Origin of the sequence: Roseovarius atlanticus (genome assembly GCF_019802205.1) — a bacterium.
Taxonomy (GTDB): domain Bacteria; phylum Pseudomonadota; class Alphaproteobacteria; order Rhodobacterales; family Rhodobacteraceae; genus Roseovarius; species Roseovarius atlanticus_A.
The window spans coordinates 215,836-237,184 of sequence record NZ_JAHVHQ010000003.1; the positions used below are offsets into that span (position 1 = coordinate 215,836).

The window sequence follows — 21,349 nt, forward strand, 5'->3', positions numbered from 1 at the left end:
CGGCCTACCTCAGCACGTTCGAGTAAAGCAGTATGCCCCAGGGCAACAGCGCCTTTTCGACCTGGCTCCAGAGCCCGCCAAAGGTGATCGGGTCCAGTCCGGCATGCCCTGCGATCTCCTGCAGGCTGCGACGACCGTCGACGGCGGCAAGCAGGGCGGCGGCCTGTCGGGGCAGGGCGAGTTTGCCCGTGATCCCGTCGGTGTCGAGCGCGGGCGCCTGACCCTGCGCCACGGCGCGCGCCAGCTGCGCGGGGGGCACGCCCTTCAGATGCGGCACCAGCGTGCGCGTCTTTCCCGAGGCCACCGGGCGGGGCCTATCGGTGGCATAGCCGGTGTGGGTGCGGATCGTGCCGTTCAGTTTTTCTGCCACGGCCATCGCCGCGACCGGGTCCATCCCCGCAGGCACGGGCGCCAAACGCGCGAGGTCATAGAGGATCGGAACGGTGAAACCCGCAAAGGACCAGCCGGTACGGTCGAGCGTGTCGGTCAGCGATTGCACGTCATAGGCGCGGTCGGTGCTGTGCAGCAGCAGGTCGTAAAACCCCGCGTCGCCGCTCTTGTGATCGTTGAGATTGGGGTTCGACTTGAAGGGATGGCCCGCGGGCAAGCTTTCGACGACCTTTTTTGCAGCCTTCAGCCGGTCTTTCGGAGGGCTGTCGCTGTAAAGCGCGGCGAACGCCTCCTGCAAGGGGTAGACGCCGGAGCGGCCATAGGGCGCATAGACCATGAAGCCCATGCCGCCGCCGGGGGCGAGGGCCGCGCGCAGGGCGCTGAAGCCCGCATCGGGGTCGGGCAGATGGTGCAGCACGCCACAACAGTCGATGTAATCGAACGGGCCATGATCGCCCGCGTCCAGCAGGCTGCCGGTGACGAAAGTGATGCTGTTCAGCCCACGGGCCTTTGCCCGTGCCTCGGCCACCTTTCGCGAGGCGGTGGAGAGGTCGATATAGGTTGCCTCGAAAGGCTTGCCGTATTGCGTGAGCAGCGTCGTCAGCTGGATCAGCCCGTCGCCGGTGCCGCCACCGGCCACGAGGATGCGCAGCGGCTGCGACCAGTCGCGCTGACCGCCGAAGACGTAATGGTCGATCTCCTGCGGCAGCGAGGGCGAGCCGGTGATCAGGCGCTTTTTCTCGTCCCTCGGATCCCGCTCGGGATAGGGAAAGGCCTCGTACTGGTCGCGCACCTTGTTCATGGCGCCTTTATGCCGCGTGCCGCCCGGATTGCAAAGCCGAACCGGCGCGCGTCACGTCACTGTCCGGCCTGTCGGATGCGGCCGTCCGTCATGGGCGAGACGGGAGAGTTCTGCGCGAAATACTCGGCCAGCACATCGGCCACGTCGGGGCCGAAATCATAGGCGTCGGCGGCGTCGCGCAGCATCGAATAGCCGTCGCCCCCGTTGCGCAGGTAATCGTTCGACACGGCAAGGTAATCGCGTTCCGGATCAAGGGGTTCGCCGTCAACGGTCACTTGCGTGATGCGCGATCCCGGTGCGGCGGAGGGATCGAAGACGAAGGTCATCCCGGCCACCTGCGGAAAGCGTCCCGCACCCTCGCCCACCTGGCTGACACCATTTTCCAGCGCCTCTTTCAGCGTGGCGCCGTCGATGCGGAAGGTCGAGAGCGTATTCTGGAAGGGCAGCACGGTCAGCACCTCGCCCATCGTCACGGGGCCCGCGTCGATCGAGGCGCGCACGCCGCCCCCGTTCATCAGTGCGACCTGAACGCCCTGATCGGCGACGCGGGCCAGCATCGCCTCGGCCACGGCATTGCCCATGGCGCATTCGGCCACGCGGCAGGCGTCGCGGTCGCCGCTGATGGCGTCGGCGGCCTCTGCCACGACCTTGTTGCGGATCTCTTCCAGCGGTTTGGCGGCCTCCTGGATACGCGAGACGATGTCGGCATCCTCGGCCACGGCGGCGTCCATGATCAGGGGGCTGCCGGTGGCGGACGTGACCTCGCCCGCGTCATTGAAGACCACGTCGAGACGGCCCAGGAACTTGCCGTAGGCATAGGCCTGCACGATGGCGGTATCGCCCACCATCGTGGGGTAGGGACCTGCGGCGTCGGGGTCGTCGTTGGCCAGGTAGGTATTGGAATGGCCGCCCACGATCACGTCGACGCCGGTGGTTTCGCGCGCCACGCGTTGATCGACGCCATAGCCGGAATGCGATAGCACGATGATCTTGTCGATGCCCTCTTTGGTCAGCCTGTCGACCTGGTGCTGCACCGCATCGACGGGATCGGTGAAGATGATGTTGGGGCCAGGGCTGGCCAGTTCGTCGGTGTCCTGCGGCGTCAGCCCGATCAGGCCGATCTTTTCGCCGCCGCGCTCGATGATGGTGGACTTTTGCAGGACATCCTTGAGCAGGCCCTCGCGGCTGACATCGGCGTTGGACATCAGCACGGGAAAGTCGACCGCGTCCATGAAGCCGCGCAGCACCTCGGGGCCGTCGTCGAATTCGTGATTGCCCACGGTCATCGCGTCGTAGCCCAGGCGGTTCATCATCTCGGCGGCCAGCTTGCCCTTGTAATAGTTGTAGAAAAGCGTGCCCTGGAACTGGTCCCCGCCATCGAAGAGCACCGGGTTGGGCGCGTCGGCGCGGGCCTGCTCGATCGCCGTGGCAAGGCGCGCGGAGCCGCCGAAGCACTCGCCGGCCTCGTTGTCTTCCGGCGCGCAGGTGGAATTGTACTTGCTGATCGGCTCGAACCGGGCGTGAAAATCGTTCGTGTGCAAGATGTTGAGCGTATACTCGGCCTGTGCCGCGGTGGCGGTCAGAAGGCCGGTCAGGGCAAGGGGAATGAAGCGCATCGGCAAGTCTCCTGGATGAATGCAGCCAGAGTGCGGCAGGGAGCGCAGGGCGTCAAAGCCAATCTGCTTGACCATGGCACGGCGGCGGGGCATCACCGGGGCATGCTGATTTACAAGATTTTTCGCGCAGACGAATGGGCGACCTTGCGGTCCGACAAGGAAACGCGCGGGGCGCAGGTGGACGTGGCCGATGGCTATATCCATTTCTCGACGCCTGCCCAGGCGCCCGAGACGGCGGCCAGGCATTTCAAGGGGGAAGACGACCTTGTGCTGGTGGCGGTCGAGACCGACCGTCTGGGCGATGACCTGACCTGGGAGACGTCCCGCGGAGGTGACAAGTTTCCCCATCTTTACAGGGTGTTGCGACTGGACGACGTGGTCTGGGCGCAACCCCTGCCGCTGGTCGACGGCGCGCATCAGTTTCCGGCGGGCGCGGTATGAGACTGGCCGACCGGATCGGTCTGGGGCTGATGCACCGGATGGACCCGGAACGCGCGCACGGACTGGCGCTGCAGGCGTTGCGGGCGGGGCTGGTGCCGTTGCCGGGCCTGGTCACGTCGGCACGGTTGCGCTGCGAGGTGGCGGGCCTGCGGCTGGCCAATCCGATCGGGCTGGCGGCGGGGTTCGACAAGAACGCGGTGGCCCTTTCGCCGCTGTCGCGGGCCGGATTCGGGTTCATCGAGGCGGGGGCCGTGACGCCGAAGCCGCAGGCGGGCAACCCCAAGCCGAGGCTGTTCCGGCTGACCGACGATCGCGCCGTCATCAACCGTTTCGGGTTCAACAACAAGGGGATGGAGGATGTCGTCGCACGGCTGACGGCACGGCCGCGCGACGCTGTGCTGGGGTTGAACCTCGGGGCCAACAAGGACAGCGACGACCGGGCGGAGGATTTTGCCCGCGTGCTGTCGCGGTGCGGCCCGCACCTGGATTTCGCGACCGTCAATGTGTCGAGCCCCAACACCGAGAAGCTGCGCGATCTGCAAGGGGCCGAGGCCCTGTCGGCGCTGCTGAAAGGCGTGATGGAGGCGCGCGACTGGCTGGAGCGCCCGATCCCGGTGTTCCTGAAAATCGCGCCTGATCTCAGTGACTTGGAGCTGTCCGAGGTGGCCGAGGTGGCGCAGGCCGGTGGTGTCGCGGCGATCATCGCCACCAATACGACGCTGGACCGAAGCGGGCTGCAAAGCCCGATGCGGGACGAGGCGGGCGGGCTGTCCGGGGCGCCCCTGTTCGAGCGGTCGACGAGGGTGCTGGCGCGGCTGTCCGAACTGACCGACGGGCGGATGCCGCTGATCGGTGTGGGCGGGATCGGAAGTGCCGGGCAGGCGCTGGAGAAAATCCGGGCCGGGGCGAGTGCGGTCCAGCTGTACTCGGCGCTGGTCTACGAGGGGATCGGACTGGTCGAGCGGATCGCGCTTGGACTTGACAAGTTGTTGGAAGAAAACGGTTATTCCAACATTTCAGATGCAGTTGGAACGGGACGGGACGCATGGCTTTGATCGAGATATGGCACAATCCACGCTGTTCGAAATCGCGGCAGACACTGGCCTTGTTGCAGGAGCGTGGCTGCGACCTGCGGGTGCGCCGCTATCTCGAGGACGCCCCGGAAGTCGCCGAGTTGCGCGACGTGCTCGACCGTCTGGGCGTTCGTGCCAAGGATCTGATCCGCAAGGGAGAATCCCGGTTCAAGGAGCTGGGCCTGACCCCGGACAGCCCGGAAGAGGTGTTGCTGGCCGCCATGGCCGCGCATCCGATCCTGATCGAGCGCCCGGTTGTTTTCGCGGGCGACAAGGCTGCAATCGGCCGGCCGCCGGACGCGGTTCTGGAGATCCTCTGACGGTTTTTCGAATCACGGGTTAATGCCGCGGAAATCGGCGAAAACGGAACGTCGGTATCGCGTCGGTATCCGGGTGGTATCGCGACGGTGCGGTTTTTCCGGATCCGCGGCATGAACGCACCGCGCGGTGCGCAGCGCCGAAACCCTGTCCGCCGCGCATGAAAAAAGCGCCTGCCGTTCGGGGACGGCAGGCGCCTTGATCTGTCAGTCCGGCCCGGCGTGGGTGCCGGGCGGGCTCGTTCCTGCCCGATCAGAAGCGGAACGTGCCGCGCAGCTGAACCGTGGTCGGCTCGACATCGGCGTTGGTGCCGTTGAAGTTGTCGAACTCGTGGTAGAGCAGTTCGCCGCCGAGCGAGAAGTTGTCGGTGACCATCGTCTCGTAGCCTGCGCCGACGAAATAGCCGTCTTCGTCGCCGAGGTTGTCGGTGTACGCCTTGGCATAGCCGCCGGTGCCGTAGATCAGGCCGTTGCCCAGCTTGTAGCCGGCGCGCAGCTTGGCGCGGAAGATGTTCTCCAGGTCGACCTGCGGGTTCGGCGCGGTCGAGACTTCGGCATCGGTGAAGTCGTAATCGATGCTGCTGCCCAGCACGAAGTCGCCGAAATCGTAGTCGTAGCCGACGAAGAGACCGCCGATGACTGCATCATCGCCGCCGGAGATGTTGGAATCGAGGTTGTTGTAGCCCAGTTGCGCACCGCCGTAGAGGCCGGTCCAGTTGGGGGTCACGGCGGCCGGGGGCGGCGGCGGCGGTGCGACGACGTCGTCTTGCACCGGCGTCAGGTTGCCGGCGAATGCGGGGGCTGCGCAGACTGCGAAAGCGGCCGCGAAGAGAGAAGCAGTGCGTTTCATTGGTACCTATCCTTTCAGGACATATTACTTGCGATGTGTGGCGAACATTTGCGGGGGGCGCCATTACGCCGGGCATATGGCGTCATGGGTCCAGACTGCAAGAGCGGGCGATAAAAGACAGCCCCGGCGTCCCCTCTTTTTGAGTGGCCGATGCGGAAGAGATACACCCTAGGCGAAAAGCCGCTTGTTTTCACTAACCCAGGGCGGGAATTGGAACAAAGCCGCGTGATCTGCGTTTCGCACGGTTGTTCTTCGGCGCGGGCCAGGCCGGAACGAAAAAGGCCCGGGCCGATCTGTGTCGGTCCGGGCCTTGCCTGTCCGGGGAACGCGCTGGTGCGCGTCTGCAGGTTTAGAAGCGGAACGTGCCGCGCAGCTGCAGCGTCGTGGCTTCGACGTCGACCGCGGTGCTGTTGTAATCGTCGAATTCGTGATAGAGCAGTTCGCCACCCATCGAGAAGTTCTGCGTGATCATGTGCTCGTAGCCGGCACCGACGAAGTAGCCGTCGTCACTGCCGAGGGTGTCGGTATCGGCCTGGGCATAGCCGCCGGTGGCATAGAGCAGGCCGTTGCCCAGCTTGTAGCCGCCGCGCGCCTTGGCGCGGAACACGTTTTCGAGCGTGGCGGCATTGTTGGCCACGCCGATGTCGGCGAAGTCGTAGTCCACGCCGCCACCGAGCACGAACGTGCCGAAGTCGTAATCATAGCCCGCGGTCAGACCGCCGATCACGCCGTCATCGCTGCCACCAACGTTGGAGTCGACATCGCCATAGCCCAGCTGGGCACCACCGTAAAAGCCGGTCCAGTCGGGGCCGACATTGGTCGGGACCGGGGCCACCGGGGCGGGGGCCGCGACTGTGTTGTCCTCCATCGGGGGGGTGGTGTTGCCTGCGAACGCGGGGGCGGCGCCAAGGGCAAGGGCGGTCGCGAGGATCGGTGTTGCTCGTTTCATCATGCTATCCTTTCAGCAAGTTCTGCTTCGTTCCGCAGCGCGTCTTAACGGCGCTGTGTCGGGCAGATATGGTCTTGACCGCCGACACCGCAAGGGGGGTGCCGGAGCACGTGCGATCACCTGCGCGTGAGCGGCGGCCAGGCGCTGGAAACGGGGCGTTTTTCGGGCGGAAAGCCGCTGAAAAACATCGTTTTATCAGGGTGTAAGCGCGGAAATTCGCCGGTTTCATGCGGCGCTGTTCGCACATGCTCAGGGCGGTGTGCGCTGGTGCAGGGCGCGGGCCGGGCTGCGTCGGTCGGTTGCGGGGGGACGGGCGCGGTCAGAGCACGCCGATATCGGCCAGCGCGGCGCTGAGATCCGCCGGCAGCGCGTCTTCGTCCTGGCGGTTTTGCGGCAGGTCGGCGGGGGCGTCGGCGGGCGCGAGGTAGCGCCAGCCCTGGAACGGGCGCTTGCGGGCGGTGGTGGTGCGGAGGATCTGGGGGTCCAGCACGATGCCGCAGCGGCGGATCCCGTCGGCGCGGGTCACCTCGTCAAGGCGCAGGATGCGCTGGCGGCACTGGATGAGGCCCTGGATGACCCAGTAGATCGAGCCGCCCTCGAGCAGCTCGGCCTCGCGCCGGGGCCACATGCGGGTGACGTGGCGCGGCAGGCCGTCGGGACCGTGGGCCTGTTTGCCGGATTGCCATTCCATCAGGCTTTCGACGGTTTCCGAGCCGACCGAGAGCTTGACGAGATGTATTTTCGGATCTGCCACGACTGTCCCCATGTCCACCATTTTCATATCCTATGGTCGGGGCGGGGGAATTCAAGCGGGTGCGACCTTGTGGTGTGCCGAGGGCACGCAGGGGTGATTGCGTTCGGGCCACGCAGGCCTTGGGGGCGGGGCCCCCAAACTCCCTTTGTATGGGGGGCAGCCCCCCAAACCCCCGGTCTAATATGGGGGACCAGTCCCCCATGCCCCCGGCCTAATATGGGGGGCCAGCCCCCCATGCCCCCCGGGATATTTTCGGCCAGAGGAATGGGCTGCAGGGTGGTAGAAGATGGTTCGGATGGATTGACCCGAACGGCTACAACGACTAGTGTGTTACGTCTCGCTCGCCACTATCGCTGCCCGAAAACACTAGACAAAACAGGTCCCCGCATGACTCGATTCGCCGCTCCTATCGCCGAGGCCATCTGGGATATGAAGTACCGCCTGAAAGAGGCGGACGGCACGCCCCTGGATGGCACGGTGGAGGACAGCTGGCGGCGGATCGCGCGGGCGGTGGCGCAGGCCGAGGACGACCCCGGGATCTGGGAAGAGCGGTTCTATCACGCGCTGGAGGATTTCAGGTTCCTGCCCGCCGGGCGGATCACGGCGGGCGCCGGCACGGGCCGGGCGGTGACGCTGTTCAACTGTTTCGTCATGGGCACGATCCCCGACAGCATGAGCGGCATCTTCGAAGGCCTGCGCGAGGCGGCGCTGACCATGCAGCAGGGCGGCGGGATCGGGTATGATTTCTCGACCATCCGGCCGAAGGGCGCATTGGTCGAGGGCGTGGCCGCCGATGCCAGCGGGCCGCTCAGCTTCATGGATGTGTGGGACGCGATGTGCCGCACGATCATGAGTGCCGGCAGCCGCCGCGGGGCGATGATGGCGACGATGCGCTGCGATCACCCGGATGTCGAGGAATTCATCGCGGTGAAGGGCGATGCGGCGCGGCTGCGGATGTTCAACCTTTCCGTGCTGGTGACGGATGATTTCATGGAGGCCGTCAAGGCGGACGGGCCGTGGGAGCTGGTCTTTGGCGGCAAGGTCTACAAGACGGTGCAGGCGCGCGACCTGTGGAACCGGATCATGCGGGCGACCTATGATTTCGCGGAACCCGGCGTGATCTTCATCGACCGGATCAACAAGGCCAACAACCTGCATTATGCCGAGACGATCGCGGCGACAAACCCCTGTGGCGAGCAGCCGTTGCCGCCTTATGGCGCGTGCCTGCTGGGGTCGATCAACCTGGCGCGGCTGGTGACGGAGCCGTTCGAGGCGGGCGCGGGCATCGACGCGGACGCGCTGGCCGAGCTGGTGGCGACGGCGGTGCGGATGATGGACAACGTGGTGGACGTGTCGAAATTTCCGCTGCCCGAGCAGCGCGCCGAGGCGCAGGCCAAGCGGCGGATCGGGCTGGGGGTCACGGGGCTGGCCGACGCGCTGCTGATGTGCGGGCTGCGCTATGGCGACGACGAGGCGGCGGCGCAATGCGAGGCGTGGATGAAGGCGATCGCGCGGGCGGCGTACCTGGCGTCGGTCGAGCTGGCGAAGGAGAAGGGGGCGTTTCCGCTGTTCGAGGCGGAGCCGTACCTGGAAAGCGGCATGATGCAGGCGATGGACGAGGACGTGCGTGCGGCGGTGGCCGAGCATGGCATCCGCAACGCGCTGTTGACCAGTGTCGCGCCGACCGGGACGATCAGCCTTTACGCCGGGAATGTCAGCAGCGGCATCGAGCCGGTCTTTGCCTATTCCTACACCCGCAAGGTGTTGCAGAAGGATGGCAGCCGCACCGAGGAAGAGGTGGTGGATTACGCCGTGCAGATGTGGCGCGAGACGAAAGGCGATGCGGAACTGCCGGAGTATTTCGTCAATGCCCAGACGCTGGAGCCGCAGGCGCATGTGAAGATGCAGGCCGCCGCGCAGAAATGGGTCGACTCGAGCATTTCCAAGACGATCAACGTGCCTGCCGATATCGGGTTCGAGGCGTTCAAGGAAGTCTACATGCAGGCCTGGGACACCGGCTGCAAGGGATGCACCACGTACCGGCCCAACGACATCACCGGCAGCGTGCTGAGCGTGGACTCCGAGGACAAGGTGCCGATGCCCGTGGAGGGCGGCGAGGTGGTCTACATGTCCGAGCCGCTGGACCGGCCGACCGAGCTGGAGGGCGCGACCTACAAGCTGAAATGGCCCGACAGCAGCCATGCGATTTACGTGACGGTGAACGACATCGTGCTGGACGGGCGGCGGCGGCCCTTCGAGGTGTTCATCAACTCCAAGAACATGGAGCATTTCGCCTGGACCGTGGCGCTGACGCGGATGATCTCGGCGGTGTTCCGGCGGGGCGGCGACGTGAGTTTCGTGGTCGAGGAACTGAAGGCGGTGTTCGATCCGCGCGGCGGGGCATGGATGAACGGCAAGTACATCCCCTCGATGCTGGCCGCGATCGGCGGCGTGCTGGAGAACCACATGATCAATATCGGCTTTCTCGAAGGCGAGGGGCTGGGCCTGAAGGAGGACCCGACGGCGAACGTGGTGAACCTTGAGGCGCCGCGCGGCCCGGCCTGTCCGTCCTGCGGCAGCTATGACATGCGCAAGGTCGAAGGCTGCCTGACCTGTGCATCCTGCGGTCATTCGAAATGCGCGTGAGGCGGGCGGAGGGACCGCACGCCCCGGCGTGAGGACCGCGCCCGCGCGCTGCGTGCCCTCCGATTTTCGAGCCTGAGCGCCGCGGCGCCGGATGCCGGAGCCGCGGGACGACGCGACCCGGTCTAGACACTCATGGCGGCAAGCACCCGGTCGGGCAGGGCGGGATAGTCGTAGACGCGATGGCCGGTGGCGTGGGCGATGGCGTTGAGGACGGCGGCGCCGGCGCCGGAGATGCCCAGCTCGCCGATGCCCTTGGTCTGGATCGGGTTGGCCCAGTCGTCGCGCTCGTCGAGGAACACGACCTGCATGTCGCCGGGCACGTCGGCATGGGCCGGAACGTGGTAGTTGGCAAGATCGCGGGTCACGACATGGCCGTCGCGCGGGTCGGACTGCATGTCTTCGGTCAGGGCCGAGCCGATGCCCCAGATCATGCCGCCCAGGGCCTGGCTGCGGGCGGTTTTCTCGTTGAGGATGCGGCCCATGGCGATGACGCCCAGCATGCGCCGTACGCGGACCTCGCCGGTCCATTCGTTGACCGCGACCTCGGCGTAATGGGCGCCGAAACCGGCGGAGAAATGGCTTTCGGCGGTCTTGCCGCTTTCGATGGTGGCCTCGGCCAGGATCTCGTCGGTGACGAGGTCCGCCAGGGCGGCGTCCTGGTTGTCGCCGCGCGCGCGGCTGTCCTGCAGCGTCAGGGCGTCCTCGGCGCAGCCAAGGCGCCGGGCGATCTGCGCGCGCAGCTTTTTGGCCGCGAGGAAGGTGGCCGAGCCGGCGGAGCTGGCGCCGAAAGAGCCGCCCGAGCCCGCCGCGCCGGGCAGGTCGGAATCGCCCAGGCGCACCTCGACCTGCGCGGGCGGAAGGCCCAGCATTTCGGCGGTGATCTGTGCCAGGATCGCGTAGGTGCCGGTGCCGATATCGGTCATGTCGGTCTCGACGATGGCCCGGTCGCCGGTCAGGCGGACGCGGGCGGAGGACCGGATCAGCATGTTGAGCCGGGCCGCCGATGCCATGCCCATGCCGATCAGCCAGTCGCCTTCTCGGCGCGTGCCGGGCGCCCAGCGATCCGACCAGCCGAAGCGCTCGGCGCCGTCGGTCAGGCAGTCGGCCAGGCGCGTGGCGCTGTAGGGCAGGTCGTTCATCGGGTGCGTCTGCGGCAGGTTGTCCAGCCGCAAGGTCAGCGGATCGACGCCCAGGGTGTCGGCCAGTTCGTCTATCGCGGCCTCGAAGGCGAGCATCCCCACGGCCTCGCCGGGGGCGCGGACCGAGCCTGCGGGCGTGGCGGCGATGCGGGCGACGGTCTGGGTGAAGCTGAGACCCTTTGCGGCGTAGAGGAACTGCGAGGCCTGGCTTGTCGGCTCGGCGAAGCCTTCGTCGTCGAGGTTCGAGACGCGGTCATCGTGCGAGATCGCGGTGATCCTGCCGTCCGAGGTGGCGCCGAGGCGCAGGTGCTGTTCGGTTTCCGAGCGGCGCAGCACGGCGTCGAATACGGTCTGGCGGGGCATGACGACGCGCACCGGGCGGCCCAGTTTCTGCGCCGCGATGGCGGCCGCGACGGCCTCGGGGCCGATGCCGAGCTTGGAGCCGAAGCCGCCGCCCACATAGGGCGACAGGATGCGGACCTGCGACGGGTCGATGCCCAGGGAATCCGCCAGCTCCTGCTTGTTGAAGCGGACCATCTGGAGCGCGCTGCGCAGGGTGAGCCTGTCGCCGTCCCATTCGGCGATGGCGGCGTGGGGTTCCATCGCCGCGGAGACATGCGAGGGGGTGGTATAGGTGCGGTCGACCTTTGCATCGGCGGAGGCCCATGCGGCGTCGAAATCGCCCGCCGTCTCGGGGTCGCCGGTCTCGGTCTGCATGGGCGCGTCGGGTGTGACCTTGGCCTCGGTGGTTTCGTACTGCACCTCGAGGCGCTGGGCGGCGTCGCGCGCGGCCTCGGAGCTTTCGGCGACAACGAGCGCGATGGGCTGGCCGTGGTAATGCACCGCGTCGCCGGGCTGGACCGGGGCGGCGCCGGCCATGCCCTGCGCCGGGTTGCGGGTGAGGCGCGCATCGGTGATCACGTCGATCACGCCGTCGATGGCCAGCGCGGCGTCGCGGTCCATGCCGGTGACCTTGCCGCGTGCGATCGTGGCGCGCACGAGGGCGCCGTGGACCATGCCGGCGACGGTGTGATCGGCGGTGTAGGCGGCGGTGCCGGAGACCTTCAGCGGGCCGTCGGGGCGGTCCATCGGCGTGCCGATCACGCCCTGTTTCGTCTCGTCCAGCAGGCGGGGCTGGGGGCTGTCCATTGTGAAGTGGTCTTTCATGCCGCGCTCCTTGCGATGTCTGTGCCCCTGGGGTCCGACAGGCCGGTCAACTGGCGCATCGTGGCGATGAACGTGCGGCGCAGGAGGGTGCGCTTGTACTCGGTGTCGGGATGCGGGGCCGGGGCGGCGGTCAGGACGTCCGCCGCGCGTTTGAAAAGGTCGGTCGATGCGGTCTGGCCGGTCAGCATCCCGGCCACGTCGGTGTTCATCCACGGGTGCGGCGCGACGCTGCCGTAGGACAGGACGAGATCGGTGATGGTGTCGCCGTCCATGCGGACGGAGCCCGCGACCGAGACCAGCGCGAAGGCATAGGAGGCGCGGTCGCGGACCTTGCGGTAGCATTGCCGGCTGCCGGCGCGGGGCGCGGGCAGGATGACGGCCGTCACCAGGTCGCCGTCATCGAGCGCGGTTTCGATATCCGGGCGGTCGCCCGGGCCGCGGTAGAAGTCGTGCAGCGGGACGCGGCGGGTTGCGCCGTCGGGGCCGTGGATCTCGACCTCGGCCTGCAGGGCGCTGAGCGCCACGGCCATGTCGGACGGGTGCGCGGCGAGGCAGTGTTCGGACGTGCCGAAAAGCGCCAGCATGCGCCCGGCGCCGCCCTGTGCCGCGCAGCCCGCGCCGGGGCTGCGCTTGTTGCAGGGCTGCGAGGTGTCGTAGAAATAGGGGCACCGGGTGCGCTGAAGCAGGTTGCCGCCGGTGGTGGCCTTGTTGCGGATCTGGGCCGAGGCCCCGGCGAGGATCGCGCGGGAGAGCAGCGGCCAGCCGGTGCGGATGCGCGCGTCATGGGCCAGCGCGGTGTTGGTGACGAGCGCGCCGATGCGCAGGCCGTCGCCGTCGGCGGTGATGTCGGAGAGACCCTCGAGCCGGGTGATATCGACGAGCGTGGACGGCGTGACCACCTGGATCTTCATCAGGTCAAGCAGGTTGGTGCCGCCGGCGATGATCTGCCCCGCGGTGGCGTCGCTGAAATCGGTGGCGCGGTGATAGTCGAACGGTCTCATGTGTCGGCCTTTGCTGCCATGGCGATCGCTTCGCGGATCAGGGGATAGGCGGAACAGCGGCAGAGATTGCCGGACATGCGCTCGGCCATCTCGGGGTCGGAGAGGTCGGGCGTGCCGAGATCGTCGCTGACGTAGGAGGGCGCGCCGTCGGCCACTTCGCGCAGCATGGCGGTGGCCGAGATGATCTGGCCGGGGGTGCAGTAGCCGCATTGGTAGCCGTCCATTTCCACGAAGGCCTTCTGCAGGGCCGAGAGGCGTTCGGGCGTGCCGATGCCTTCGATGGTGGTGATCTCGTCGCCGTCATGCATGGCGGTGAGGCAGAGGCAGGAATTCACCCGCTCGCCGTTCAGCAGGACGGTGCAGGCGCCGCATTGCCCGTGGTCGCAGCCTTTCTTGGTGCCGGGCAGGCCGAGATCGTCGCGCAGCGTGTCGAGGAGCGTGCGGCGCGGATCATGCTCCACCTCGTGGGACTGGTCGTTGACGGTGAGGGTCGTCTTCATGGGCATCTCCGCGATCGCAGGGGCAAGGTCGCGGCCTAAGGGGGCGGGCCGCCTTTCACTGCCAACCGTTGCGGCGCCGGTCTGTTCCATGGCTGTGGCGATAGAGGCTCGGCTGCGCGGAACGGTCGCGCCGCGGGGCGGAGTGGCCGGGAGGCGGCGGGATAGGGCGGGCCGTGTTCATCGAGAAGCGCCGGCCGCCGTGGCAGGACCGGCAGGAGCGGTTCCGTCTAGTCCCCGGAGCCGGGCTTGAAGGACGCGGCGGACTGGTTGAACAGGATGCTGTTGTTGTCCACCCGGTGCCGCCCGCCATTCTGTTCGGACTTGTGCAGGTCGATGGCGCGTTGCACGGCGGGTTTTTGCTTGATCCGCGCGCGCCAGTCGGCCACGCGGGGGAAGGCATCCAGCGAGGCGCCAAGGGGTTTGGCGATGAAGGCCCAGGGAAAGGCGAGCATGTCGGCGATGGAATAATCGCCCAGGATGTAGTCGCGGGTTTCCAGCCGCGCCTCGAGCACGCCGAGGTTGCGGTCGTATTCGCCGAGATAGCGCTTGAAGCCGTAGGCGCGCTCGTCCTCGGGGGCGTAGTTGCGGAAATGGCTGAGTTGCCCGCCCATCGGCCCCTGGTTGCCGACCTGCCAGAAGAGCCACTCCATCAGCTCCTTGCGGGCGCGCAGGTCGGTTTCCGGCGGGGCGAACCGGCCCACCTTGTCGGCAAGGTAGAGCAGGATCGCGCCGGATTCGAACACCGGCACGGGGGCGTCGCCCCAGCCCTCGCCCGGCGCGTGATCGACGATGGCGGGCATCTTGGCGTTGGGGCTGATCTCCAGAAACCCGGGGGCGAACTGGTCGCCCTCGCTGAGGCGCATCAGGATGGGGCGGTAGTCGAGGCCGGTTTCCTCGAGCATGATGGCGGCCTTCCAGCCGTTGGGGGTGGGAGCGTAGTAGAGGTCGATCATGCGGTGGGGTCCTGTGTGTCGGTGGCGACGCCCTGGGCGATCATGGCGTCGATCTCGGGCTCGGGATAGCCCGCCTCGGCCAGAACGGCGCGGGTGTCCTCGCCCAGCCGCCGGGCGGGTGCGGGGCGGTCCGTGGGGGTGGCCGAGAACCGCGCGGGCGTGCGGGCCTGGCGCAGCGGGCCGGCCTGGGGGTGGTCCTGTTCGAGGATGATGCCGTTGGCCGTGACCTGCGGATGGGCGTAGACCTCGGCGCGGGTCAGGACCGGGGCGCAGGGCACGTCATGGGCACCGAGACGCTCCATCCAGTTGGCGGTGGTGTCCGTCAGCAGCGCCTCCTGCGTCAGTTCGAGGCGGGCGGGCTTGTTCTCTTCGCGAGCCGCGACGGTGGCGAAGCGCGGGTCGTCCAGCCAGTCGGGCCGGTTCACCGCGGCGGCCAGCCCCGCCCAGGTGCTGTCGGTATGGGCCGAGACGGCCATCCAGCCATCGGCGGTCTGGTAGATCAGTTCCACGAAGGTCTGCGCATCGGCGCTTTTCTCGGGCGTCACCTCGTCGCCGATGAAGGTATAGCCGGCCATGTCGGAACTCCACAGGAACGCCAGCACCGTGTCCAGCATGGAGATCTGCACGTGGCTGCCCTGGCCGGTGCGGCTGCGGGCGAGAAGGGCGGCGGTGATGCTTTGGGCGGTCTGGATCGCGGTCAGCTTGTCGGGCAGGATGGTGCGCACCAGCCGGGGGCGGGCGGCATCGGCGCCGCCCTGCACGCTGGCCAGACCGGAGAGCGCCTGGATGAGCGGATCGTAGACGGGTTTGCCGGCCCAGTCGCCCTGAAACCCGAAGCCGGCGATGGAGGTGTAGATGATGTCGGGGCGCACGGCGCGCACCGCGACCTCGCCCAGCCCGATCCGTTCGGCCACGCCGGGGCGGAAGTTCTGCACGAAGACATCCGCCGTCTGGCAGAGGCGGAGCGCGGCCGCGACGCCGCGCGGATCCTTGAGGTTCAGCGTGACGGATTTCTTGCCGCGGTTGTTGTTGAGGAACGAGGCCGAGAAGCCGCCGCGCCGCCCGGTCACCTGCCGGCTGTGGTCGCCGCCCCTGGGGTGCTCGATCTTGATCACCTCGGCGCCCTGGTCGGCCAGCGTCATCGTGGCCAGCGGGCCAGAGATCATGGTGGTCAGGTCGATCACCCGAAAGCCGTTGAGCGGTCCTGGCATGTGGTCGGTCTCCGTCTGGGCGCGTGGCGGCGCCGGGATGCAAAGGATAGTGCGCGGGCGCGGTTCGTCGCGTCGGTGATGGGTTTGGCCGGGGGCGGTCGCCCCGCGACACCGCTAGAGCGAGGCGGCGGCGCGGCTGGCCTGGTCGTACTGGCCCGAGAGGCCGCGCAGGATGCGGGCGATCTCGCGCAGTTCCTCGCCGCTGAGGCCGGTGCCGCCGGAGGCGTCCAGCAGGCACTGACGGCGCACGTCGCGGTAGGACTGGCAGAGTGCGCTGCCCGCGTCGGAGGTGCGATAGAAGACCTCCTTGCCGCGCTTTTCGGACACGATCAGCCCCGCCTTGGACAGCTTTCGCAGCGCGTAGTTGACGGTGTGCGTGTCCTCGATGTTGAGCAGGAAGCAGATGTCGGACAGGCGCTTGTCGCGGTTGCGGTGGTTGGTGTTGTGCAGAATCAGGATGTCGAGCGGGTTGAGCTCGCCCTGGCCGGCGGCGGCCATGCAGCGGGTCATCCAGCGGGAGAACGCGTTGTAGGCGATGATCAGGCCGAATTCGAACTCGGAAAGTTCCCAGCCTTCGCCTTCGGCCAGGTGGCGCGAGGAGACGATGCGGCGGTTTTCCGGTTGGGATTTTTCCATTCTGCGGCCTCTCATTCTTTGGCGAAACGCTGGCATTTCGTTGACTTTTTCACATTTTGATGTGCCGCGCAATTCCTCCGCTCCGGGGCGTTTCCGCGGCTCCGGCACGGTGTCGGACCTTGCGGCGCCAGCGGCTGGCGGATGCCGTAAGTGACAAAACGTTGACAAATTGCAAACGTATCGTCAATATTCCGTCATTGAATAAGTCACAGGGAGAAACGTGATGACATTGATGAAGACACTGGGCGGCGCGGCGGTTGCCGTGGCGGCGCTGGCCCTGCCGATCAAGGCCGAGACGTGGGACATGCCGACACCCTATCCGGATGCCACGTTCCACACGGTCAACATCGCGGAGTTCGCCAAGGACGTCGAAGAGGCGACCGGCGGCGATCTGGCGATCAAGGTCCATTCCGCGGGCTCGCTGTTCAAGCATCCCGAGATCAGCAAGGCCGTGCGCAGCGGGCAGGTGCCGGCAGGCGAGTTCTTCCTGTCGCTGCTGGCCAACGACAACCCGGTCTTCGGGGCGGATTCGCTGCCGTTCCTGGCGACCAGCTATGACGAGGCGCAGGCGCTGTGGGCCGCGCAGGAGGAAGTGATCACGCAGCTGCTGGACGAGCAGGGGCTGATGCCGCTTTACGCGGTGCCGTGGCCGCCGCAGGGGCTTTATACCACGAAGGAGATCGCGTCGGTCGATGACCTGGCGGGGCTGAAGTTCCGCACTTACAACGCGACGCTGGAGCAGTTCGCGAACCTCGCGGGCGCCGCGCCGACGCAGGTGGAAGTGCCGGACATTCCGCAGGCCTTCAGCACCGGGCGCGTCGAGGCGATGATCACCTCGCCCTCGACCGGGGTGAATTCCAAGGCGTGGGATTTCCTGACGCATTACACCGACATCCAGGCGTGGATTCCGAAGAATATCGTCGTGGTGAACAAGCGGGCCTTCCGCCGTCTGGACGAGGACACGCAGACCGCCGTTCTGGAGGCCGCCGAAGCCGCCGAGGCGCGCGGCTGGGAGATGAGCAAGTCGGAGGCCGAGGAGATGACGCAGGTCCTGAAGGACAACGGCATCACCGTGGTCGAGCCGTCCGAGGAGCTGACCACCGGCCTGCAGGAGATCGGTGCGCAGATGCTGGAGGCGTGGAAGGAAGAGGCCAGCGAGACCGGGCAACAGCTTCTGGACGCCTACGAAGGCTGACGCAGGCAGACCGGCCCGAGGCGCGCGCCAAGACGCGCCCGGGCCATCCATCATCCGACAGGGAGACACCTCATGCGGCGCGTTCTCGACACGCTTTACCGTGCGGCCGGCGGGCTGGCGGCGCTTTTCATCCTCGCCATCGTCGTGCTGGTCTTTGCGCAGGTGGGGTTGAACCTTGCCGACAAGATCACCGCGGGGCTGACGGGCAGGGGGCTTGGGGTCACGATCCCGTCCTATGCCGATTTCACCGGGTTCTTCCTGGCCGCCGCGAGTTTCCTGGCGCTGGCCTATACGCTGCGGGCCGGGGGGCACATCCGGGTGTCGCTGGTCACGCAGGCGCTGGGGGAGCGCAGTCACCACGCCCTGGAGGTTGTCGTCACCGCCATTGGCCTGGGCATGTCGGGCTTTGCCGCGTGGTACATGATCCTGCTGGTGCTGGAGTCGCACGAATTCGGCGACAAGAGTTCCGGCATGGTGTCGGTGCCGCTGTGGATCCCGCAGGTGCCGGTGGCGCTGGGGTTGATCATTCTTGCCATCGCGCTGGCCGACGAGCTTGTCGGGCTGCTGCGCGGACGCTCTGCCAGCTGGACCGGCAAGGGCGAAAACCTTCTCAACGAGTGAGGCGCGCCCATGTCCGTTACGGTTCTTTCGATCATCCTGCTGGTCCTGCTGTTCGCCTTTCTGGGCGCGGGGCTGTGGGTGGCTTTTGCCCTTCTGGGCGTGGGCATCGCCGCTATGGCGCTCTTCAGCGATGCGCCCTTGGGGCTGGTCATGGCGACCACGCTTTGGGGGCATGGCAACAACTGGGCGCTGGCCGCGCTGCCGCTGTTCATCTGGATGGGCGAGATCCTGTTCCGCTCGCGCCTGTCGGACGACATGTTCGCAGGGCTGTCGCCGTGGATGAACCGGCTGCCGGGGCAGCTTTTGCACGTCAACGTCTTTGCCTGCGGGATCTTCGCGGCCGTCTCGGGGTCGTCCGCGGCCACTGCGGCGACCATCGGCAAGCTGTCGATCCCGGAGCTGACGCAGCGGGGCTATCCCGAGAAGATGGTGATCGGCACGCTGGCGGGTTCGGCCACTCTGGGGCTGCTGATCCCGCCGTCGATCATCCTGATCGTCTATGGCGTGGCGACCGAGCAATCCATCGCGCGGCTGTTCGTGGCAGGCGTGCTGCCCGGCGTGCTGCTGGTGGGGCTGTTCCTGGGCTACGTGATCCTGTGGGCCTTGCTCAACCGCAAGCAACTTCCCGACGAGTCGCTGGCGGTGGATTTCATGGAGCGGCTGCGCCGGTCGCGGCGGCTGATCCCTGTCATGCTGCTGATCCTCGGCGTGATCGGGTCGATCTATGCCGGGCTTGCCTCGCCCACGGACGCGGCGGCGGTGGGCGTGGTGCTGGCGCTGATCCTGTCGTGGAGCACCGGGACGCTGACGAAACAGAGCTTCATCGACGGGCTGATGGGGGCGACGGTGACCTCGTGCATGATCGCCTTCATCCTGGCGGGCGCGTCGTTCCTGACGGTGGCGATGGGGTTCACCGGCATTCCGCGCATCCTGGCGGAATGGATCGGGTCGCTGGGGCTGTCGACCTTCACGCTGCTGGCGGCGCTGACGGTTTTCTTCGTCATCATGGGGTGCTTCCTGGACGGGATTTCGGTCGTGGTGCTGACCGCGTCCGTCATCATGCCGATGGTGACCGAGGCCGGGATCGACCCGATGTGGTTCGGCATCTTCCTGGTGATCGTGGTGGAGATGTCGCAGATCACGCCGCCCGTGGGCTTCAACCTGTTCGTGCTGCAATCGCTGACCGGGCGCGACATTCTTTACGTCGCCAAGGCGGCCTTGCCGTTTTTCATGCTGATGGTGGCGGCGCTGGTGATCATCTCGGTCTTTCCGTCCATCGTCACCTTCCTGCCGGGGCAGATGTAGGATGAGCGACACGGGCACAGGGCAGCACGGGGCCGCGTCGGACTGGCCGAAGATCCGCACCGTGGGGGTGGACGGGATGCTGGTCAGCTTCGGCGACCGCCTGAGCGAGCCGGCGAACCGCGCGGCGCTGGCGTTCCGCGCCGCGCTGGACCGAGCCGCGCCCGAGGGGGTGGAGGAGACGTCGACATCGCTGGTTTCCGCCTATCTGCGGTTCGATCCGGTGCACCGGGATCACGCGGGCCTGCGCGCCGACCTCGATGCGCTGGTTGAGGAGCGCGACTGGTACGAGGCCGACCTGCCCCAGGGGCGGCGGGAATGGCGCATTCCGACCGTTTTCGGCACCGACCTTGCGCCCCAGCTGGACGAGGCCGCAGAGGCGGCGGGGATGACGGCGGAGGAGGCGGTTGCCTCGATCTCGGAGACGGTCGTGCGGGTGCAGACCATCGGCTTTGCCCCCGGTCAGCCCTACCTGGGTGAGCTTGGGCCGGAATGGGACATCCCGCGCCAGAAGGCCCTGACAGAGCGCATTCCCGAGGGCGCGCTGGCGGTGGCGATCCGGCAGTTGGTGCTCTTTTCGGTCTCCACCCCGACCGGGTGGCGGCATGTCGGGCAGACCGGGTTCCGCCTGTTCCGGCCCGAGGCAGAGACGCCCTTCGTGCTGCGCCCCGGCGACGCGGTGCGGTTCGAGCCGGTCTCGCGGGAGCGGTTCGAGGCGATGAAGGATGACCCCGATGGCGGCGCGCGCGCAAAGGAGCTGACATGAGCCGGGTGCTGATCGTGCGTCGCGCGGGACCGGGCCTGACGCTGCAGGATCGCGGGCGGCCGGGCTATATGGGCTTCGGTCTGTCGCCGGGCGGTGCCGCCGACCGGCTGGCGCTGGCCGAGGGCGCGGCGCTGTTGGGTCAGGACGACGGGCTGGCCGCCTTGGAGATGGCCGGGATGGGCGGCGAGTTCGAGGCCGAGAGCGATATGCGCATCGCCCTGACCGGCGCGCCGATGCGGGCGGCCATCGACGGCACAAGGGTAGCCTGGCACGCCAGCCATGGCCTGCCCGCCGGGGCGCGGCTGACCATCGGCGGAGCGGAGGCGGGCAGTTACGGCTACCTGCATGTGGGGGGCGGTTTTGGCGGCGATGCGCGGCTCGGATCGCGCAGCGTGCACGTGGCCAGCGGGCTGGGACAGGCGGTGGAGTCCGGGGCGCGGCTGGAGATCGGCGAAGAGACCGCGCCGGGGGCGGTGAACCGGCTGCTGCCCGTCGCGCCGCGGTTCGAGGGCGGCACGGTGCGCGTCGTGCCGAGCCTGCAGACGGATTTCTTCGACGCCGACCAGATCGAGCGCTTCGAGACGACCGGCTTCACACGCGACGCCCGGGGCAGCCGCATGGGCGTGCGGCTGGATTTCGAGGGCGAGGGATTTCACAGCGACGCGGGCCTGAGCGTGCTGTCCGAGGTGGTGGTGCCCGGCGATATCCAGATCACCGGGGACGGCGCGCCTTTCGTTCTGTTGGGCGAATGCCAGACGACGGGGGGGTACCCGCGCATCGCCTCGGTGCTGCCCTGCGACCTGCCGACGGTGGTGCAGGCCACGCCGGGCACGGCGCTGCGGTTCCGCTTCGTGACGCTGGAAGAGGCGGTGGAGGCCGAGCGCCGCGCCGCCGCGCATCGCAACGGGTTGCGGTCGGCGCTGACGCCGCTGGTGCGCGACCCGCGTGACATCAGAGACCTGCTTGCCTATCAGCTGATCAGCGGGGCGACGGCGGGACGGGAACTGGAGGAGACCTGAC

The 21,349-nt window shown here is 67.5% G+C and carries 20 protein-coding genes; 9 read left to right on the forward strand and 11 right to left on the reverse strand.

What is annotated here, in order from left to right:
- Positions 1 to 4: 4 nt before the first annotated feature.
- Together KUV49_RS06905 and KUV49_RS06910 are read right to left on the reverse strand one after the other, a co-directional pair.
- On the reverse strand, positions 5 to 1,192 hold the full coding sequence (locus KUV49_RS06905) for a class I SAM-dependent methyltransferase (protein ID WP_222449307.1): 1,188 nt from the start codon (positions 1,190 to 1,192) through the stop codon (positions 5 to 7).
- A 56-nt stretch (positions 1,193 to 1,248) separates the two neighbouring features.
- The gene (locus KUV49_RS06910; RefSeq protein WP_222449308.1) at positions 1,249 to 2,808 is read right to left on the reverse strand and encodes a bifunctional metallophosphatase/5'-nucleotidase; all 1,560 of its coding nucleotides are present in this window, start codon (positions 2,806 to 2,808) and stop codon (positions 1,249 to 1,251) included.
- A 102-nt stretch (positions 2,809 to 2,910) separates the two neighbouring features.
- Here KUV49_RS06910 and KUV49_RS06915 point away from each other — a divergent pair, with 102 nt between their 5' ends.
- Genes KUV49_RS06915 through arsC form a run of 3 tightly spaced genes read left to right on the forward strand, consistent with a single transcriptional unit; the run spans position 2,911 to position 4,642 of the window.
- A complete protein-coding gene (locus tag KUV49_RS06915) occupies positions 2,911 to 3,249 on the forward strand; it encodes a DUF952 domain-containing protein (RefSeq protein WP_222449309.1) in 339 nt (112 codons plus the stop codon).
- Complete coding sequence (locus tag KUV49_RS06920; protein ID WP_222449310.1) at positions 3,246 to 4,304, forward strand: quinone-dependent dihydroorotate dehydrogenase; 1,059 nt, start codon at positions 3,246 to 3,248, stop codon at positions 4,302 to 4,304. The genes KUV49_RS06915 and KUV49_RS06920 overlap by 4 nt, the downstream gene beginning before the upstream one ends.
- On the forward strand, positions 4,301 to 4,642 hold the full coding sequence (gene arsC / locus KUV49_RS06925) for an arsenate reductase (glutaredoxin) (protein ID WP_222450919.1): 342 nt from the start codon (positions 4,301 to 4,303) through the stop codon (positions 4,640 to 4,642). The genes KUV49_RS06920 and arsC overlap by 4 nt, the downstream gene beginning before the upstream one ends.
- 250 nt (positions 4,643 to 4,892) lie before the next feature.
- Here arsC and KUV49_RS06930 read toward each other — a convergent pair whose 3' ends face one another.
- The 3 genes from KUV49_RS06930 to KUV49_RS06940 form a co-directional block, all read right to left on the reverse strand.
- A complete protein-coding gene (locus tag KUV49_RS06930; protein WP_222449311.1) occupies positions 4,893 to 5,489 on the reverse strand; it encodes an outer membrane protein in 597 nt (198 codons plus the stop codon).
- A 349-nt stretch (positions 5,490 to 5,838) separates the two neighbouring features.
- On the reverse strand, positions 5,839 to 6,438 hold the full coding sequence (locus tag KUV49_RS06935) for an outer membrane protein (RefSeq protein WP_222449312.1): 600 nt from the start codon (positions 6,436 to 6,438) through the stop codon (positions 5,839 to 5,841).
- Positions 6,439 to 6,757: 319 nt separating this feature from the next.
- Complete coding sequence (locus KUV49_RS06940) at positions 6,758 to 7,219, reverse strand: DUF1489 family protein (RefSeq protein ID WP_261391073.1); 462 nt, start codon at positions 7,217 to 7,219, stop codon at positions 6,758 to 6,760.
- A 360-nt stretch (positions 7,220 to 7,579) separates the two neighbouring features.
- Here KUV49_RS06940 and KUV49_RS06945 point away from each other — a divergent pair, with 360 nt between their 5' ends.
- The gene (locus KUV49_RS06945) at positions 7,580 to 9,838 is read left to right on the forward strand and encodes an adenosylcobalamin-dependent ribonucleoside-diphosphate reductase (protein ID WP_222449313.1); all 2,259 of its coding nucleotides are present in this window, start codon (positions 7,580 to 7,582) and stop codon (positions 9,836 to 9,838) included.
- Positions 9,839 to 9,960: 122 nt separating this feature from the next.
- Here the strand turns inward: KUV49_RS06945 and KUV49_RS06950 are convergent, their stop codons facing one another.
- The 6 genes from KUV49_RS06950 to KUV49_RS06975 all read right to left on the reverse strand — a co-directional run bounded on the left by KUV49_RS06950 (position 9,961) and on the right by KUV49_RS06975 (position 16,445).
- Positions 9,961 to 12,144 carry a xanthine dehydrogenase family protein molybdopterin-binding subunit gene (locus KUV49_RS06950; protein WP_222449314.1) on the reverse strand — a complete coding sequence of 728 codons (2,184 nt, stop codon included), beginning with the start codon at positions 12,142 to 12,144 and terminating at the stop codon, positions 9,961 to 9,963.
- On the reverse strand, positions 12,141 to 13,145 hold the full coding sequence (locus tag KUV49_RS06955) for an FAD binding domain-containing protein (protein WP_222449315.1): 1,005 nt from the start codon (positions 13,143 to 13,145) through the stop codon (positions 12,141 to 12,143). Before KUV49_RS06955 ends, KUV49_RS06950 begins: the two co-directional genes overlap by 4 nt.
- Positions 13,142 to 13,645 carry a (2Fe-2S)-binding protein gene (locus tag KUV49_RS06960; RefSeq protein ID WP_222449316.1) on the reverse strand — a complete coding sequence of 168 codons (504 nt, stop codon included), beginning with the start codon at positions 13,643 to 13,645 and terminating at the stop codon, positions 13,142 to 13,144. Before KUV49_RS06960 ends, KUV49_RS06955 begins: the two co-directional genes overlap by 4 nt.
- A 227-nt stretch (positions 13,646 to 13,872) precedes the next feature.
- On the reverse strand, positions 13,873 to 14,598 hold the full coding sequence (locus KUV49_RS06965; RefSeq protein ID WP_222449317.1) for a glutathione S-transferase N-terminal domain-containing protein: 726 nt from the start codon (positions 14,596 to 14,598) through the stop codon (positions 13,873 to 13,875).
- Positions 14,595 to 15,809 (reverse strand): CaiB/BaiF CoA transferase family protein, encoded by a 1,215-nt coding sequence (locus KUV49_RS06970; protein WP_222449318.1) that lies wholly within the window; start codon positions 15,807 to 15,809, stop codon positions 14,595 to 14,597. The genes KUV49_RS06965 and KUV49_RS06970 overlap by 4 nt, the downstream gene beginning before the upstream one ends.
- A gap of 114 nt (positions 15,810 to 15,923) precedes the next feature.
- Positions 15,924 to 16,445, reverse strand: a complete 522-nt coding sequence (locus KUV49_RS06975) for a winged helix DNA-binding protein (RefSeq protein WP_222449319.1) — start codon at positions 16,443 to 16,445, stop codon at positions 15,924 to 15,926.
- 223 nt (positions 16,446 to 16,668) lie between these two features.
- On the opposite strand from KUV49_RS06975, the gene KUV49_RS06980 reads away from it, so the two are divergent.
- From KUV49_RS06980 to KUV49_RS07000, 5 genes are all read left to right on the forward strand, one after another.
- Positions 16,669 to 17,640 (forward strand): TRAP transporter substrate-binding protein, encoded by a 972-nt coding sequence (locus KUV49_RS06980; protein ID WP_222449320.1) that lies wholly within the window; start codon positions 16,669 to 16,671, stop codon positions 17,638 to 17,640.
- 72 nt (positions 17,641 to 17,712) lie between these two features.
- Complete coding sequence (locus KUV49_RS06985; RefSeq protein WP_222449321.1) at positions 17,713 to 18,261, forward strand: TRAP transporter small permease; 549 nt, start codon at positions 17,713 to 17,715, stop codon at positions 18,259 to 18,261.
- Between the two features lie 9 nt (positions 18,262 to 18,270).
- Positions 18,271 to 19,566 (forward strand): TRAP transporter large permease, encoded by a 1,296-nt coding sequence (locus KUV49_RS06990; protein WP_222449322.1) that lies wholly within the window; start codon positions 18,271 to 18,273, stop codon positions 19,564 to 19,566.
- Between the two features lies 1 nt (position 19,567).
- Complete coding sequence (locus KUV49_RS06995; protein ID WP_222449323.1) at positions 19,568 to 20,329, forward strand: 5-oxoprolinase subunit B family protein; 762 nt, start codon at positions 19,568 to 19,570, stop codon at positions 20,327 to 20,329.
- The gene (locus KUV49_RS07000) at positions 20,326 to 21,348 is read left to right on the forward strand and encodes a biotin-dependent carboxyltransferase family protein (protein ID WP_222449324.1); all 1,023 of its coding nucleotides are present in this window, start codon (positions 20,326 to 20,328) and stop codon (positions 21,346 to 21,348) included. The genes KUV49_RS06995 and KUV49_RS07000 overlap by 4 nt, the downstream gene beginning before the upstream one ends.
- Position 21,349: the final 1 nt, after the last annotated feature.

What these genes read in the sequence shown, in the direction of transcription:
- KUV49_RS06995 (WP_222449323.1), top strand. Translation starts at nt 19,568, where the DNA reads ATGAGCGACACGGGCACAGGGCAGCACGGGGCCGCGTCGGACTGGCCG.
- KUV49_RS06975 (WP_222449319.1), bottom strand. Translation starts at nt 16,445, where the DNA reads ATGGAAAAATCCCAACCGGAAAACCGCCGCATCGTCTCCTCGCGCCAC.
- KUV49_RS06960 (WP_222449316.1), bottom strand. Translation starts at nt 13,645, where the DNA reads ATGAAGACGACCCTCACCGTCAACGACCAGTCCCACGAGGTGGAGCAT.
- KUV49_RS06915 (WP_222449309.1), top strand. Translation starts at nt 2,911, where the DNA reads ATGCTGATTTACAAGATTTTTCGCGCAGACGAATGGGCGACCTTGCGG.
- KUV49_RS06990 (WP_222449322.1), top strand. Translation starts at nt 18,271, where the DNA reads ATGTCCGTTACGGTTCTTTCGATCATCCTGCTGGTCCTGCTGTTCGCC.
- KUV49_RS06980 (WP_222449320.1), top strand. Translation starts at nt 16,669, where the DNA reads ATGACATTGATGAAGACACTGGGCGGCGCGGCGGTTGCCGTGGCGGCG.
- KUV49_RS06940 (WP_261391073.1), bottom strand. Translation starts at nt 7,219, where the DNA reads ATGAAAATGGTGGACATGGGGACAGTCGTGGCAGATCCGAAAATACAT.
- KUV49_RS06950 (WP_222449314.1), bottom strand. Translation starts at nt 12,144, where the DNA reads ATGAAAGACCACTTCACAATGGACAGCCCCCAGCCCCGCCTGCTGGAC.
- KUV49_RS06985 (WP_222449321.1), top strand. Translation starts at nt 17,713, where the DNA reads ATGCGGCGCGTTCTCGACACGCTTTACCGTGCGGCCGGCGGGCTGGCG.
- KUV49_RS07000 (WP_222449324.1), top strand. Translation starts at nt 20,326, where the DNA reads ATGAGCCGGGTGCTGATCGTGCGTCGCGCGGGACCGGGCCTGACGCTG.
- KUV49_RS06935 (WP_222449312.1), bottom strand. Translation starts at nt 6,438, where the DNA reads ATGAAACGAGCAACACCGATCCTCGCGACCGCCCTTGCCCTTGGCGCC.
- KUV49_RS06970 (WP_222449318.1), bottom strand. Translation starts at nt 15,809, where the DNA reads ATGCCAGGACCGCTCAACGGCTTTCGGGTGATCGACCTGACCACCATG.
- KUV49_RS06955 (WP_222449315.1), bottom strand. Translation starts at nt 13,145, where the DNA reads ATGAGACCGTTCGACTATCACCGCGCCACCGATTTCAGCGACGCCACC.
- KUV49_RS06920 (WP_222449310.1), top strand. Translation starts at nt 3,246, where the DNA reads ATGAGACTGGCCGACCGGATCGGTCTGGGGCTGATGCACCGGATGGAC.
- KUV49_RS06945 (WP_222449313.1), top strand. Translation starts at nt 7,580, where the DNA reads ATGACTCGATTCGCCGCTCCTATCGCCGAGGCCATCTGGGATATGAAG.
- KUV49_RS06905 (WP_222449307.1), bottom strand. Translation starts at nt 1,192, where the DNA reads ATGAACAAGGTGCGCGACCAGTACGAGGCCTTTCCCTATCCCGAGCGG.
- KUV49_RS06910 (WP_222449308.1), bottom strand. Translation starts at nt 2,808, where the DNA reads ATGCGCTTCATTCCCCTTGCCCTGACCGGCCTTCTGACCGCCACCGCG.
- KUV49_RS06930 (WP_222449311.1), bottom strand. Translation starts at nt 5,489, where the DNA reads ATGAAACGCACTGCTTCTCTCTTCGCGGCCGCTTTCGCAGTCTGCGCA.
- KUV49_RS06965 (WP_222449317.1), bottom strand. Translation starts at nt 14,598, where the DNA reads ATGATCGACCTCTACTACGCTCCCACCCCCAACGGCTGGAAGGCCGCC.